The organism is Microcoleus sp. Pol10D4, from assembly GCF_036701555.1.
In the GTDB taxonomy this organism is placed as follows: domain Bacteria; phylum Cyanobacteriota; class Cyanobacteriia; order Cyanobacteriales; family Microcoleaceae; genus Microcoleus.
Map to the genome: position 1 here is coordinate 1 of NZ_JAUBRA010000021.1, position 15980 is coordinate 15980.

The 15980-nt window shown below is 44.0% G+C and carries 12 protein-coding genes and 1 pseudogene; 7 read left to right on the forward strand and 6 right to left on the reverse strand.

Annotated elements, in window-relative coordinates; all coding sequences use genetic code 11:
* The first annotated feature begins 88 nt into the window (after positions 1–88).
* The 3 genes from QUA36_RS12965 (at position 89) to QUA36_RS12975 (ending at position 3343) form a co-directional block, all read left to right on the forward strand.
* Positions 89–946: an ABC transporter permease gene (locus tag QUA36_RS12965; RefSeq protein ID WP_333162204.1), complete on the forward strand. Its 858-nt coding sequence runs from the start codon at positions 89–91 to the stop codon at positions 944–946.
* A gap of 51 nt (positions 947–997) precedes the next feature.
* Positions 998–2059, forward strand: a complete 1062-nt coding sequence (locus QUA36_RS12970; protein ID WP_333453384.1) for a spermidine/putrescine ABC transporter substrate-binding protein — start codon at positions 998–1000, stop codon at positions 2057–2059.
* A 195-nt stretch (positions 2060–2254) separates the two neighbouring features.
* A complete protein-coding gene (locus QUA36_RS12975) occupies positions 2255–3343 on the forward strand; it encodes an ABC transporter ATP-binding protein (protein WP_333457853.1) in 1089 nt (362 codons plus the stop codon).
* A 156-nt stretch (positions 3344–3499) separates the two neighbouring features.
* Here the strand turns inward: QUA36_RS12975 and QUA36_RS12980 are convergent, their stop codons facing one another.
* The gene (locus tag QUA36_RS12980) at positions 3500–5587 is read right to left on the reverse strand and encodes a thioredoxin domain-containing protein (RefSeq protein WP_333162198.1); all 2088 of its coding nucleotides are present in this window, start codon (positions 5585–5587) and stop codon (positions 3500–3502) included.
* 127 nt (positions 5588–5714) lie between these two features.
* Between QUA36_RS12980 and QUA36_RS12985 the strand changes: the two genes are divergently transcribed.
* The gene (locus QUA36_RS12985; RefSeq protein WP_333457855.1) at positions 5715–7289 is read left to right on the forward strand and encodes an outer membrane protein assembly factor BamB family protein; all 1575 of its coding nucleotides are present in this window, start codon (positions 5715–5717) and stop codon (positions 7287–7289) included.
* Between the two features lie 230 nt (positions 7290–7519).
* On the opposite strand, the pseudogene QUA36_RS31350 reads toward QUA36_RS12985, so the two are convergent.
* Positions 7520–7693, reverse strand: a pseudogene (locus QUA36_RS31350) (DUF255 domain-containing protein); the annotation flags it as partial.
* A gap of 1565 nt (positions 7694–9258) precedes the next feature.
* On the opposite strand from QUA36_RS31350, the gene QUA36_RS12990 reads away from it, so the two are divergent.
* The 3 genes from QUA36_RS12990 (at position 9259) to QUA36_RS13000 (ending at position 12512) form a co-directional block, all read left to right on the forward strand.
* Positions 9259–9975 (forward strand): PEP-CTERM sorting domain-containing protein, encoded by a 717-nt coding sequence (locus tag QUA36_RS12990; RefSeq protein WP_333457857.1) that lies wholly within the window; start codon positions 9259–9261, stop codon positions 9973–9975.
* A 1033-nt stretch (positions 9976–11008) separates the two neighbouring features.
* Entirely contained in the window at positions 11009–11845 is an 837-nt protein-coding gene (gene crtA, locus QUA36_RS12995; protein ID WP_333453372.1) for a cyanoexosortase A, read from the forward strand.
* 169 nt (positions 11846–12014) lie between these two features.
* Positions 12015–12512, forward strand: coding sequence for a 2TM domain-containing protein (locus QUA36_RS13000; protein ID WP_333162193.1), 498 nt, complete (start codon positions 12015–12017; stop codon positions 12510–12512).
* Between the two features lie 363 nt (positions 12513–12875).
* Here QUA36_RS13000 and QUA36_RS13005 read toward each other — a convergent pair whose 3' ends face one another.
* From QUA36_RS13005 to psbV, 4 genes are all read right to left on the reverse strand, one after another.
* Positions 12876–13895: a CHAD domain-containing protein gene (locus QUA36_RS13005; protein ID WP_333457859.1), complete on the reverse strand. Its 1020-nt coding sequence runs from the start codon at positions 13893–13895 to the stop codon at positions 12876–12878.
* Positions 13896–14287: 392 nt separating this feature from the next.
* Entirely contained in the window at positions 14288–14626 is a 339-nt protein-coding gene (petJ, locus tag QUA36_RS13010; RefSeq protein WP_333162190.1) for a cytochrome c6 PetJ, read from the reverse strand.
* Between the two features lie 125 nt (positions 14627–14751).
* A complete protein-coding gene (gene psbV2 / locus QUA36_RS13015; protein WP_333232896.1) occupies positions 14752–15249 on the reverse strand; it encodes a photosystem II cytochrome PsbV2 in 498 nt (165 codons plus the stop codon).
* A 154-nt stretch (positions 15250–15403) separates the two neighbouring features.
* Complete coding sequence (gene psbV / locus QUA36_RS13020; protein ID WP_333162186.1) at positions 15404–15892, reverse strand: photosystem II cytochrome c-550; 489 nt, start codon at positions 15890–15892, stop codon at positions 15404–15406.
* Positions 15893–15980 lie beyond the last annotated feature (88 nt).

The window sequence follows — 15980 nt, forward strand, 5'->3', positions numbered from 1 at the left end:
ACTAATGACTAATGACTAATGACTAATGACTAATGACTAATGACTAATGACTAATGACTAATGACTAATGACTAATGGCTAATGACTAATGACTAAAACAAAACTAGATTTACTTGTGCGAGCGATCGGCAAAAAGTGGCTTTGGGTACAAGCTGTACTAGCATTTGCCTTTCTTTACTTGCCAATTCTCATCTTAATTATTTACTCCTTTAACGCCTCCAGATTCAATGCCGTTTGGCGTGGCTTTACCCTCGATTGGTATCGCAGTTTGTTTAGCAATGCAGGCGCGACGATTGCTACGAGTAGCAGCGCCGGAATCTGGACAGCCCTTAACAACAGCTTGCTAATTGCAGCTATTTCGACGGTGTTAGCGACAATTTTTGGTACAATGCTCGCCCTAGCACTGGAACGCTTTCATTTTCCGGGGCGCAAAGCAGTAGAAGCTTTACTGTTTTTGCCGATTATTATGCCCGAAATTACGATCGGCATTTCGCTGCTAGTTTTCTTTACGCTAGTATTTCGGATCGTAGAAAATCTTACGGGAATTCGCCTGAATCTCGGCTTACCTACCGTAATTATCGGTCACATTGTCTTTAATATTTCCTTTGTGACTATTACTATCAGGGCGCGTTTGGCGGAACTAGATCCTCAATTAGAACAAGCAGCTTTTGACTTAGGCGCTAACGAATGGCGGACTTTTTGGCGCATCACTCTACCTCTGATTTGGCCCGCTATTTTCAGCGCGGCACTGCTGGCTTTTACTCTGTCGCTAGACGATTTTGTCGTGACATTTTTTACCACCGGCGTCGGTTCCATGACGCTACCATTATTTGTTTATGGCATGATAAAATTCTCAGTGACGCCAGCGATTAATGCCATTTCAACTTTGATGTTGTTGGCTTCCTTGTTGCTGGTTATATCATCGTTAAAAGTTCAGAAAAGTTAAAATAATTGCTTTCTGTGTCATAATTATTTTTGTCTGCAACTAACACAACCTATGAAACGCCTGCTGACTTTCCTACTTTTGTTCGTGATGAGTGCAACAATGGCTTTCGGGTGTAGCCGCACAGGTAGCAACCAACAGCAACTGCTCAGCATTTACAATTATGCAAGTTATATCGCCCCAGAAACGATCGCCCAATTCGAGAAAGAGAACAATGTTAAAATTCAATACGACACTTTCGAGAACAGCGACGCACTTTATGCCAAACTCAAACAGGGAAACCCCGGTTACGACTTAATATTTCCCGCCGATTACATGGTGAAAATCATGATCGCAGAAAATATAATTGAGCCGCTGAATTTAAACAATATTCCCAACCAAAAGAACCTAGAACCTAAGTTTATCAATCAAGGTTTTGATCCGGGAAACAAATATTCCCTGCCCTACCAGTGGGGAACGATGGGAATTGGCTACAACGTGAAAACAATCCAGGGAGAAATTAACAGTTGGGCGGCGATGTTCGATCCAAAATATACCGGAAAAGTCGCGTGGCAAGACGATGCCCGATACACATTTGCAGGAGTTTTAATGTATTTAGGATTTGATCCAAATACAACCAATCCCGAAGAGATTAACAAAGCCCGCGATTTGCTGATTAAAAGTAAAAATATCATTGCAGCTTTTGTCCCCGACACCGGGCAAAATATGCTAGATCAAGGAGAAGTAAATTTGGCAATGGAATGGAGCGGCGATATTTTCCAAGTGATGACAGAAAATCCTAATATCCGTTACGCTATTCCCAAAGAAGGAACAATCATTTTTTCTGACAACATGGCAATTCCCAAAGGTGCGCCCCAGAAAGAGTTAGCGGAGAAATTTATTAACTTTATTTTGCAGCCAGAAGTCGGCGCCCAAATTTCCAATTTTACCCACTTCGGATCGCCCAACAAAACAGCAATCGATCAAGGTTTAATTGACCCGAAAGATTTTAAAAATCCTCAAATTTACCCGCCGGCTGAGGTGTTTGGCAAAATGAAATTATTGCAGGATGTCGGGAAAGCAACTGCATTGTACGATCGAGCTTGGACGGAAGTTAAAGCAGGGGCTGGAAAGTAAGCTATCCCCCATTTAACTTGCATATTGGGGGCGGGCTAGAAGTCCAACCCCTACTCCCCACAAGAGTTAAATTATTTGATAAGCAATTTAAATCCTGATTAGCTGAGATAGAATTCGTAGGGTGCGTCAGCACAGCGTAATTTTCTAGATAAACTATAGGCTAATCACTGACGCACCCTACCAGGATATATAATAATGCACTCTGTCGAAGTTTTAGAAGTTTCCAAAGTATTTAAAAGTGTCCGCAGTCAAGATTTCTTAGCTGTAGATAACATCAACCTGCAAATTTACGATCGAGAATTCTTTTCTTTACTCGGCCCTTCCGGCTGCGGCAAAACTACAACTTTGCGAATGATCGCTGGTTTTGAAATTCCCACAGCGGGCGAAATTTACATTCACGGCCAACCGATGCAAAATCGCCCGCCATTTCACCGCCCAGTAAATACGGTATTTCAAAATTATGCTTTATTTCCGCACATGACAGTAGCACAAAATGTCGCTTTTGGCTTGGAAATGGAGAATTTGCCTCAGAAAACAATTCGCGATCGCGTTGCTGAAACCTTAGCATTAGTACAGTTAACCGATGTAGGAAAACGCTATCCCCGCCAACTGTCAGGGGGACAGCAGCAGCGAGTAGCACTAGCAAGAGCATTAGTCAAGCAGCCGTCTGTTTTGCTGTTAGATGAACCCCTGGGAGCGCTGGATTTAAAATTGCGTAAAGAGATGCAGTTAGAATTAAAAAAAATGCAGCGAAAATTGGGAATTACGTTTATTTATGTAACTCACGATCAAGAAGAAGCACTAACAATGTCGGACAGAATTGCAGTGATGGATGGAGGAAAACTGCAACAAGTTGGGACGCCTGTTGATATTTATGAATATCCTAAAACGCGGTTTGTTGCTGATTTTATTGGCGACAGTAATTTTTTAAGTGGTCGAGTAGTAGAAAAGCAAAACGGTAAAATAATCGTGTTGGTTGACCAGGAGTTGCCCGTGTTAGTTGCAACAGCCGAAGATATCCCCGCTGGGAAAGTTGTCACCCTGGTGTTGCGGCCAGAAAAAGCTGCTATTTATCCGGCTAATTATGAGGATGGAAATAGCTGGCCGGGAATAGTAGAAGAGGCTATTTATATTGGCACTGACACGCGCTATACGGTGCGGTTGACTGCTAAAAGTTCGATCGCCCTTCGCCGACAAAACTTGCACAGAGATGACTTGCAGCGACACCAAGTCGGCGACAGCGTTCGAGTGGCAGTGCCGCCGGAAAGTATTTGCATTTGTTGACACTCAAGCGGGCTGAAGCCACTGAGATTCTTTGGAAGATTGAGGGGCAGACTGAAAATGCGATTCCTTCCCGGTAGAAGATAATCTACTTTTTCCTTCTGCTTCCTCCTTCTTTCTGGCCGTCTTCGCGGTTCAATAATATAGACAGTATTGGTGCTAAATTCGCGTTTGACTTTGCAAAATTTCCTCCAACAGTCGCTCTTGACTTTTCGCAGGTTCCTTGCAAGTCAAACACTCACAAACTAACCCGATAACACCTTCAGGCAAATCAGCCTCAATCTGACAGACAGCAGTAGGATAATACTGCGAAATCAACCCCGAAATCTGGTCTGGTGACGTGCGAATCAGGGTAGAATGCTGATACCAGTCGATCGCCGAAAGTAGACTCGGACAAGCTTGGGGAGCATCTTGCACAATACTGCTGAAAGCTTGCAAACCTTGCTCCGCGCGATCGAGATATTCCAAATTCGGGCCCAACAGCGCGAGGCGAACCAAAGAGGCGATCGCAATTCCATTCGCCGCCGGAGTTGCATTGTCTATATAGCTGCGTTCCCGCACCAACAAATCCCCGCTAGCATCCTTAGCAGTATTGTAATATCCTCCCAATTCCACGCTCCACAAAAACTCATCAAACTCTTCTTGCACCTGCACAGCTTTCTCCAACCAAAACTGAGAATTAGGCAACTGTTTTGCCTCTTCCCCATTGCCTAAAGTCAAACTCGCTTGATGCAAATCCAACAAAGCTTTCACAAACAAAGCATAATCTTCCGACTGCGCGGTAACAGCAGATTGTCCGTCATAATTCAACCGCTGAAACCGCCCATCCGTCCACTGATTGTCTAAAATAAACTTAGCCGCTTTCACAGCTAATTCCAGATATTCCCAATTCCCAAAAACAGCCGCAGCGCGGGCTAAACCCGAAATCATTAAGCTATTCCAAGCAGCAATCATTTTCGTGTCAGTAACGGCGGGAATTCTACCCGGCCAACTGTCGTTTTTAGCTTCTTGATTGTTGCGCGCTGGCGGAAAGGTTTTTACAGTATCAGGATTGCCACCGTAGCGAACAGCAAAGAGTTTAGCCAAAGCCGTTTCTACTGTGTCGCTCAGTTTTCCTGGATGGCGGCGCTGCAATACATTATTGCCTTCAAAATTGCCGCTGCGACTAACAGTAAACTGTGCTTTAATTTCCGCCAATTCCTCAGCAGTTAATAGTTGTTCCAGTTCGGCATAAGTCCAGACATAAAATGCTCCTTCTTCCGGTTCAACTTCTTCAGAAGTGTTAAAGCTGTCAGCATCCTGTGCAGCATAAAAATAACCTGTCGGCGCGGTCATTTCTCGCTTCAACCATTCTACTGTCCCCGCGATCGCACTTTCAAAAGCCGGTTCTTGTATTCCCGCGCTCCACAAATTTGCTAAATACTCAACAATTTGACCGTTGTCGTAGAGCATTTTTTCAAAGTGTGGCACAGTCCAAGTCGCGTCAACCGTGTAGCGGTGAAATCCGCCTCCTACGTGGTCGTAAATGCCGCCCAATGCTAAGTCTAATCCGCGCTGAGTGCAGACTTGTTTGCTGTCGTATTTTGACTCAAAATTAAATCGCGTTCCCCGCAGTGCTAGCTCAGCATAAGGTATCATCGGAAAACTGGGGCCGGGGTTGCTGCCCGCAATAATTGCGGTGTTGATTTCTAACCCTTTTTGGAAGAGTTCGCGATTTAATTCGGCTGTCACTCCTGACAGCGCTGCCGACTGTTGGAGGTTGCCTAAAATCTCTGCTTTGAAGGATTCTACTTTGCCTTTTTCTGTGTCGTAAAAGCGGCGAATTGCTTGCAAAACTTCTAAAAATCCCGGCCGTCCGTAGCGCGGTTCTACGGGGAAATAAGTGCCTCCGTAGAATGGAACTCGCTCGTCTGGAGTGAGAAAAACGTTGAGCGGCCAACCGCCTTGACCGGTCATCATTTGCAAGGTTTGCATATAAATGCTGTCGATATCCGGGCGTTCTTCGCGATCGACTTTTATCGGTATAAAGTGCGAATTCATGTATTGGGCGATCGCGCCATCGGAAAATGCTTCCCCTTCCATCACCGTACACCAGTGGCAGCTAGAGTAGCCAATTGACAGGAAAATCGGTTTATTTTCGCTTCGGGCCGCTTCCAAAGCTTCGTCGCACCAGGGCCACCAGTCGATCGGATTTTCGGCGTGTTTCCGCAGGTAAAGGCTTTGGGATTGAGCAAGACGGTTGACCATAATCAAATATACTTTTACTTGTGCTGGGTAAGCTTGTCAGTCCTCTAGCAGTTTAGCGCGAGATGTTTTAGTTGAGTTGTTGCTGATAATTATGTTTTAATATTAAGGCTGATTATCTCGATCTAATATGAGCTTATCATCTCGGAGAACCTTCAATCAACAGCTAGGACAATTTTTGCTGAGCGCTGCTGTTCCTCCTGCTGTTATCAAACTGAGCCAAACTGAATCCTCGGATCAAGCTTTATTAGAAACTAATCTTAACAATTTCCTGGCTAAAGCAGACCCAGAAATAGAATTATTAGTTCCGACCTTTTTAGGTAACGACAAGCGTCGGTTTTACGGCAGAGGTGTTCCGAAAAGCTTGAAGTTAATCGACAAATTTCAACTAGGCGGCGGCCGGACTTTCCTGGGAAGGCGGTCTGTAGTTTGGAGCGGTGCCGGTTGGACAGGACAGCCGACCATTACCAGAGACGGGGGAAAAACTTATTTAATTATAGGTGCTTATGACCACAATTTGCGAAAAATAGATATTGCTACTAATAAAGAAGTTTGGCGCTATAAATTTGATGATGTAATCAAAGGTTCATCAACGATTTATATCGATCAAAAAGCTAGCGCCGAAAACAGAATTGTAATTTTGCAGGGAAGCCGCAGTGGCGGTGGTGGCAAAAGTGTCGTGCCGAGTTTTAGGGCAATATCTTTTAGAACTGGCAAAGAACTTTGGAAATTGGACATCAGGAAAACACCCAGCTACAGTCGAGATAATGACAGCAGCGCTTTGGATCTCGGCGGTGGAGTTTTGTTCAATGCGGGGGAAAATGCGATCGGCTATTTTCTTGATAGTTCCACAAGCAGTGCAAAAATCAAACAAGGCATCAAGCAGCCAAATATCTTGTCGGAAGTACAGCTTTATGCAGCAGGAGATATTAGGAAGCACGGCGGAAACTTGGTAGCGGAGTCATCGCCATCACGGTTCAAAGATAGAATATTTATAGCTGCTGGTTCCGGTCATATTTACGGTATTAGCATTGAAAGTAAAAAGATAGTTTGGGATTTTTATACGGGTTCAGATTTAGATGGAAGTGCTGTAATCTCTAAATCAGGGAAACTGTTTTGTGCCATTGAAAAACAATACATTCAGGGCAACGGCGGAGTGCTGAAGCTGAATCCCAACAAGGAACCGAATGCCAGCGTCGAATGGTTTTTGCCTACCGGAAATCGCCGACTTTCTAGCTGGGAAGGCGGGATAATTGGCTCGGTGGCGTTGAATGACGAGTACAATTCAGGGGAGTTTCCGGCGCTGTTTGCCACAAATGCGCTCGACGGCAATTTGTACATCGGTTCCCAAGATATGATTACAGGTAAAAAAAATTATGTGCCTTGGCGAAGCCAGTCTTACGATACTCCGGTAATAGTATTTAAAAAAGCGATTGGTTCTTCAATTTCGACTCCGATTTTTACCGATGGCAATAAACTGATCAGTGCGGGATACAACGGTGTTTATTTGTTCAATTTAAATTGGGAACGAGCAAAGTCGGGGGATCAGAATGCGTTGAAAAATGCTAAAGGGGAGTTTTACCGTTTGAAAGTAATAGAATCGGGGAGATTTAAGCCGGGTTTGTCCTTTGAGGCGACGCCTGTAGTTTGGGACGGAATTGTGAGGATTTGCGCGAGGGATGGCTGGATGTATACTTTGGGTTAGTTATTAGTATTTTTTACCTCTATCGGGAACAGGCATCTTGCCTGTTCCATAATAAGTAGACTCTGTTGTCGAACAGGTATCTTGCCTGTTCTTAAAAGGGTGTTGAAATCCGCGGTGGACTTGGGATTGTCGCTGAATGCTGGGAATGTCGATCGAACTGAAGGGGAAGAGTACGAAAAAGCGTTTGGGCGGTGGCCGTTGAAGAAACAGGTGGGACAGTGAAAAGCGCTTTTTATCGGTATAAAGTGCGAATTCATGTATTGGACGATCGCCCGATCGCAAAATGCTTCCCCTTCCATCACCCTAAACCAGTGGCAGCTAGAGTAGCGAATTGACAGAAAAATCGGTTTCTTTTCCCTCCGAGCCCTTTCTCAGGCTTCGTCGCACCAGGCCCACCAGTCGATCGGATTTTCGCCGTGTTTTCCGCTTTTGCTGGCTTGTCATATTATGTCCGGTCGATTACCCCTAATACGGTAGGGGCCCGTGAGCCAACAATACCTGCCAATAATTGACAATCTCAAAAACCCGCCCCTTGTATCTTAAAAGAGTGAGTTAGTCGATCGCCATATCAATCAGGCGATCGCTGATCATTTAGATGTCAAATGAGTCGATCGTCTCGGAGAACCTTCAATCAACGGCTGGGAAAATTTTTGCTGACTGCGACAGTTCCTCCTGCTGTCCTCAAACAGTGCCAAACTGAATCTGGGAATTGACGGAGTGAGAAAGCCGCTGAAACCTTGATATTTAGAGGGTTTAGGCTCTTGAACCTCGCTCAAGAGAGTAGTAATTATCACAAGTTTATTGACCATTTAAATGGTAGCGAACACGAACGATCGTGATTCTACCCTGTAGAAACTCTAAAAATTAGCGATCGCACGCACACATTTTTTTGATAACAAGCTACTCAAACCTTTACTGCGTCAAGTATTTCTACTTGCTTATCACCCGTTAAATCTTGGAATCGAGCTTTTTTGGAAAAATAATATTAACCCATTTTTAGCGAAAACAGACCCAGAAATAGAATTATTAGTCCCAACATTTTTAGATAACGACCACCGCGCCTTCTACGGTAGACGCAGGGCTGTTTCATTCTCTTGTAGGGCCTGCCCCCTGTCGTTGCCCCAATCCCGTGGTTGCCCCAATCCCACCAAATGCCTAACAAATTCTGGATGGATAGGCATTCTTGGCACGACTCGTACAAAAGGCTGATTTTCCGTAGGGCCAATCCCCCCGTGGTTGCCCCGAAACAGCCCTGACTGTAGAGGTGTTCCGCAAACTATGTCCCAGAAAGTCGAGTCGTCCCTTTACTCAGTCAAAGTTCAGGCGTCACAGATAATAACGAGCACCAAAACCATTGGTCTCTAAACAGAGATGTTGCACCCTGATCAACAAGCCTGTTTTGGGTGGCCTCTCCTGCCCACCCCCTACTCGCCACAAGAAAACTCATTCTTTGTGGAACGGGCCCCAGAGTCCGATCTTGATAATGCTGCAACATATAAGTCTAAATGGCGCTGGTTGCTGAATCCGAAAGCGAGAATCGACGCACCGAATATGAGCCCAGATTGTGTCCTGAGTTATAGCCCACATTCCGCAGCTTCAACTTTCTGGATCGGTTTTTACCTGTTTTTACCCACCAATCAACCTATCACTTAAACTTTTCTACCGTACATTCACGGATAAAAAACTTTTTAAGGGCATACTTTAGAGATTAAAAAGAGTTTTATCAGTAATTATGCTGTGTGACAACCCTGTTGAGGGAGGTGAGTTATAGCTTTTTAAAAGAGAGAAAAGTCAGGACTAAAATCCGGATGGCAGCACCCCTATTTTTTGAGGCACGCCATAGGAAATAGCTAGCTAGAAGCCCTCTATTTAGGCGTTTTTCCTAAATCCAATCAGCTTATTCTCAATCTTCATCGAATCTTTATCAAAACTACTTGCATTAACCTGTGCTTTGCTTTAGATTGAATATGTGAACGAAAAAAACCTGCTTCCACTCAACATAAAAATAAAGGTATCAACCATGAAATTCCAATTAAACTTAGTCAAATCTATTTTAGCTGTTGCCGGTATCGCCACTGTTAGTGCAGTCTCAGCAGCACCTGCCTCTGCCTTCAGCTTTGGTAATATCGCTGGTGGCGATACGGTTGGAGATAACTATCTAAGTAGCTTTTCATTTGACGTAATTGACCAAGGTGCATCAGTTCTTTTTAACATCTCCAACTCGGGAAATGTTTCAGCCCCGAGTATGTTTATCGGTAAAGTTCTTTTTGATGATAATGGCTATCTGTCTAATGCCGTAGCTAACGTTGGTAACGTTGGTACCGTATCCTTTAGTGGTGGTGCTAGTAACGATCAGTTGCCTCAAGGTGGTAATGGTTTCACTACAGACTATGCCTTCACCAGGGATAATGGTGGTGGTAATAAATGGGGTGTCCAAGGTGCCGAAACTTTCGGAGTGAGCTTTACAGGAAATTATGCTAACGTAGTTTCCGCTTTGAATACCGGTGCCTTAAAATTAGGTTTGCACGTTCAAGCCTTACCTAATGGTGCAAGCGATTCTTACATCAGCAGCACTAGCAACACTGAAGCTACTCCTGAACCTTTAACAATGCTTGCTGCTGCTGCTGCTGTTGGGTTTGGTGCTAAGTTCAAAAAGCAACGCGCTCAAGCTCAAAAAGCTGAATAGGCGATCGTTTGAACTCGTTTTCGATTCTGGCTTGATGCCACACTGATTATTTTATGTTCGAGCTAAAAACCTGGTTTCTTGGTGAAACCAGGTTTTTTAGTATCTGATAGCGCGCCACCGTGAACACCCCAGACTTTGAAACCGAACTCAGAGCATCTCATATTTGTAAAAACACTTCTTTTGGCTCCTTTTTTCTTCCTTTTTCCTCCTGGCTGCTGCCTCCAATTTCTAGCTTGTCTGCTTTCATTGAGATGCTCCCGTCAAATCGCCCCTAGACCGCACATTTAAGAACTACCATAAGACCGTTTCTGAAGCATTTCCCATATATAGCAACCCTTGCAGGAGTCGTAAGTTTTTTACCCCACCCCAACCCTCCCCGAACCCGCTTGCTCGGAAGTAAGAAATTTACAAATGATGCGAGGATTGCTATAAAGGCACTGAGATTCTTTAAAAGCAGATAATCACCATGGAGCATTGCTCAATGTCTAACTCGCTGAACCTTATTTACTCAAACCTCAGTGTCACACCCTGCGGTGTGCCAATTGCGTCTACTCTCAAAAAACCCAAGCCTCATTAAGGCTACTTATTTTTAATTATTGTTGATTCACTCCCTTGGTAGTTTTTGCTTACACCGACTGAGTAAGCCAGTGCTAGGCACCCAACCAATCATTTCGAGTAGCCATCTTTTCCATAGGTGTCCTAATGCTGAGCTATGGGTTGCATCTGAGTTTCACTACCCATCAAATTCCTGAATGTCTACTAACCTCATCTCAAAGATTTACAGCCCTTAAAATCCTCCGAGTCCTTTCCGTAGGAGGGGTTCAAGCTAATGAGTTGTTTACATCCCCTACTATTTTTATGATATGATCTAACAAACAATAGTCTGAGCTGTTTTTAGTTCCGAGTCTGAAAACCTGGATTTTTCGTTGGTACTTCGACTGCCGCATCGACTGGAAACCTTTATTCTAGGGTTGACAATCACAAACTGTCCGAAGTATTGCTCTCATCAATCAACTAATAACTAATATCTAAAATGTTCAAGAGAAAACTTTTTTGGCTCATCATTATCGCCACAGCTTTAGTAACTCTGAATATGACACTCCTGTGGAAACTCGACGATGTTGCTCATTTTTGGATGAGTATAGTTTTTTGGTGCGCTGTGGGTTCCCTGCTTTGGGACAATCAGGATATTCTCAAACAGAGTGATATAAAAAGTGACCTATGGTCGATAGTCGCTGGGACAATATTAATAGCTTTTATTTTATTTAAAAGTGCTGTGGTTTCCAGTAAATTCGATCCTTTTTTAAGACTGGCACCTTTTTTGTCTGGTTTAGGTTTGAGCCTAATTGCGGTAGGTTTTCAGAACTTAAAACTATATTGGCGTGAATTGGTAATACTATTTTTTCATGGCACCCCCAGTGTCATTACGTTACCTTTAGTGGATTTTGTTGCCTCGCTTACTGCTAAATTTGCTTATTATTCTTTGTGGTATGTCGGTTTTGATGTAACACGTGACGGTAATTATGTTGCTTTACCGACAGGAAGGGTGTTGGTAAATGGGGGTTGTTCGGGTATAGAGGCAATGAATTACTTATTAGGTTTATCTGTAGTTTGTTTGGTGATGTTTCCTACTAAACAAAATAAGGCTTTGGTAATAGGTGTCGCTGTCATTTGTGGTTTTATTATTAATGTTTTTCGAGTGGCGGGAATGGCATTGTTAGTTGCATCTAATCGCCTAGATTTGTTTAAATATTGGCATGAGGGTGAAGGTTCTTTAGTCGTGGGCATGATTGCGGTGATTTTGTTTGGGATATTTTATCAGTTTATGTTGAAACGAGATAGCAAACTTAGTCACAGTTCGGGAAATTAATTAGTTGTAATTTGGGGAAATATATCGGTTCTTCGATTTTCCCTCCCATAGTCAGGAGTCTCGCTCACTCAAATGTCCGGGTGTTGAAATCCGCCAATGTCACTACCTGTCGTTTAACTGCCTCTATATTTATCATAGAAAGGATGTCAGGAATTATCGGAAACCTCTTATGGCGACAAATGAAAGTCAAATAAATCACATTTACGGTTCAGAGGATGCTCAGGGTATTTTACAGCTTGCGATCGCGCGGCGACAAGATGAAGGAGAATTATCCAGAGTACAGCTTTTCGAGATTGCAGCGGAATTGGGCATTTCCGAACAGGATATTGTAGCGGCGGAACAGCAATGGTTAGCAACTAGAGGAGAAGTTCAAGAAAAGCTGGTTTTTAACTCTTACCGTCGTCGCAAATTGCAGAAAAATGTGACCAAGTACGCAATTATCAATACTTTTCTAGTTTTGTTTAATCTAGCAGCATCGCACGAGCTTTCTTGGTCGCTGTTCATTTTACTAACGTGGGGATTGGGATTGTCACTAAATGCTTGGAATGTTTATCAAACTGAAGGCGAAGATTACGAACAAGCGTTTCAGCGGTGGCGGTTGAAGAAACAAGTCGGAGAGTCTATTGGTACTGCGACGAATAAGTTTATGAAGTGGTTGCAGTCGTGACTTGGTATGGTAAAAAACGCTATCGTCCTTTCTTTTACTTCACCTGGTGAAGTAATTCGGATTTTAACTCGTTATATCAATTCCGGTTATACCGGAATGATTGTTGACTGTTGACTGTAGAAGGAGGAGTCGAAAAACTGAATATGTGAGTGTTAACTGTTGACTCGATTTTATGATTCTGATGCAACCGGAAACGATGTTACTGGAAAGAATAATTGTTAAGATTTTTTCTTGAACCTATCCCAAAGCGCGATCGCCCTTTATTGAGTTACACAATGAAGGACACTGCAATGCCGTGTCCCTCCAAATATCCCTCTTTTAATTCCTCCCGCCAGTCGATCGCATTCTCTGGGCCCGAAAAACCTAACTTTCCTGCGACGAATCTTCCCTCGCAGTATCTTCAACCACAGGATGAATTAAAGCAGATCGCAAGCCTTGCCGAATTTCTGAATTCAAATACCTGCGCTGCAAAACCTGCCATTTTTGCCAAGCTGCATAGCGATTTTCGGCTAACAAACCAGCCAACTTGGGCAACTCTTTTTTCAAATCGCGATCGACAAAATCTGTCAGAAACTCGTCTAAAACTTCACTGTCTTGAATATCGCCCAAACATTCCTGAATAGCTTTCACATCTTCGACATAAACTTCGTAAGTCTCGCTGTAAAAATCTCCAAACAGATTCATCAAATAGCGAACCCGCTTAGCTTGCTTCCGCAAATCGTGCAGAATAGTTCCCTCGGCTGCTAACTTCTCTTCGACAGCCTCAGCATTTAAATCATCAACAACTTTAACTTTGCCATCCTCATATTCTGTGCCCAACAGCCAAGCCGGATGCAGGAAAAACTCACTGACTTGAGGTAACAGTAAATCTGGCAAAACCTCAGTAATTGGCAAATGTTCGATCGCCTGAAACTGCGGTTTTTCCAGCCAATCCTCGATCGACTCCTTCAGCGATTCGTAGGTTTTGTGATCTAAAATTGCCCTCACCCCTTTCAAAGCCCGGTGGCGCTGTTTGAGCAAATTCGACAAAGCCTTATCCAAAACTTTCTGTTCCTCAGTCGGCAAATTCTGGTAATAGCGGTTTTGGAGACTTTCGAGCATCACATCCAAATCCCTGAGCGTTCCCAGAATCCGCCCCACCTTACCAATTTTACGTTCCGAAGCCTCTTTTGGCCAATCTAAAACCGGAGCAAAACCAGTCACAGCCGATCGCAAACGTCTCAATCCCACGCGCATTTGATGAAGTTCTTCCGCGTCTTTGTCTTTGATAACTTCAGCCTCGTGCGCTACACTTTTGCGGAAATATTTCTCAATCGCCCCAGATGCAGCGTCTCCGAGAGTTTTAACTTGAGTTTTAACTTTTGCTGATGTTTTTACGTTCATGGCAGGTGTAGATTCCACTTTGCTGATCGACTTTAATCTCGATTTCAAAGCTTTGCTAATAAGGGGTTATATCCTAGCACACACTTTTAATTAGGAAGCGCAACCCGAATAAATCTTAATATAAAGTGCTTGACAATTTCTACTAAATCAGCATTTACGAATCTAAAATCTAAAATCTAAAATCTAAAATCTAAAATCTAAAATCTAAAATAAAATTACCCTCCCTCACCCTTGAACTCATAAAAATTGGATTTCTGGCGCGCTTTCCCAAATAGGTTAAGATCGCTGCAAACTGATATTTATTCGCCAAAGGGTGAGAGAGGGTGCGATCGGGAGGACAAGCTTTAAATTTAATCAAACCCGTCCAGGCTGCCCGACTTCAAAGAGGCAGTTTAGCCTTTCCAGTCTTTCTCAGATTGCGAGAGCACGTAGGTTGCTACATCCTCGATTTGTTCGGGCTTCAAGCGGCCGGCGAAAGCAGGCATAGCATTTTTGCCCTTAGTTACCTGAGTGGTAATAGCTTCCAGAGAATTCATGCCGTACTTCTCAAGAGCGTCCTTTTTCAAGGTTTTCATGGCCATAACCACGTTGCCGCCACCGATGTGACAAGCAGCACAGTTGGAGCTAAAGATTTTAGCTCCGTTAGCAGCATCACCTGCCAAAGCAGGGCGGCCAAAGCCGACGGTAAAAATTGCGATCGCTAACAGGGCGATCGATAAGAGTCTTTTCAACACAGTTCTCCTCTAATGGACACGCAAAGGGTGATTCTTTAGATATTTTACCTGTTAAAACAGGCGCGATCGCACACTCGTATCGCCTTCTTCCGAGTAATTTACCACTTTTTGGCAGTGGCAGTTCAACTCTCAAAATTCTCCACGCCCCAGCCCGGAGCTTTCTGAGCAGCCCGGATCACAAAAGCCGCTAAATTTTCAATCTCAGCCTGTGGCATCCAGCTTTCCGGCACTTGGCGGCACCAAAAAGTCTCCTCAGTACCGTCATAAGTCATCGGTTCTCTCAGATACGCCACCAGACTATTGATGTTGTTGCGGGGAGGCGTTGCCCCCTTGAGGTCAGCCAAAGACAGAGATATCGTCGGATCGGGCAAATTAGCACCTCCGACGTGACAATTCAGGCAACTTTGCTCGAACAACACCTTGCCCGCAGACAAATCCTGAGCCGAAAACAAGCGAGTATGTCCCTCAGAGTCCAACTCCAGAGCCACAGGTTCGCTGGCTTGTAAATACCTATTGACGTAAGAATCGGCAGCAGCCAAAACAGGTTGAGGAGCCAACAGCACGGGCAAAATAATTAACATCCCCAACAGAAAGCAGACAAAAGCACCACGACGCAGCATGAGGGACTACAACCTTTTGCGAGAATCAATGAGCCGGAGGTAAATTTTAGATTTCAGATTTTAGAGCGAAAAACGACCAGCCAGCAATTATTGCCGAACTTCAGCGCTCTCCCAATCCAAAATCCAAAATCTAAAATCTAAAATCTAAAATCGATTAGCGAGCGCCTTTGCCACCAGCCCACTGCTTGGAGACAATTTTTGGCTGCAACAGAATGTGACCGGCAATCGCGTACAAATCGTCATCCGAGAGATTTCTCATCTCAGCGAAAATATCCGCACTCTTCATGCTCGGATGCAGTTCCGAAATTTCCTCAAACCCGTCATAAGTGGTGGGATTTTTCATAAAGTCCACCAGCGACTCAATATTATTCCGGGGCGGGTTGGCCAAAGCCAGAGTTTCCGGGCTCAAATTCACGTTCGGGTCAGTTTTGGTCATGCCCGCAGCGTGACATTGAGCGCAAGCCGAATTGAACAGGCGTTTGCCTTGCTCAACTTGTTTGAGGCTCAGCACCACTGGAGTACCCTTGTCATTCAAAGGCAGAGTGCGAAGTTCAGGACTCAGTTCGATAGCCATCGCACTGCTGACAAATAACTGAAATGTCAAGAATACAGTGGTCAGAGCAATGAAATATCTTTTAAGCATGGTTCTCCTTAAAAAAATCCGGCAAATTATTGAACGCTAAGAGATCATACCTGGCAAACAGATTTGTGTTCAAAATTCCCTCTTTCTG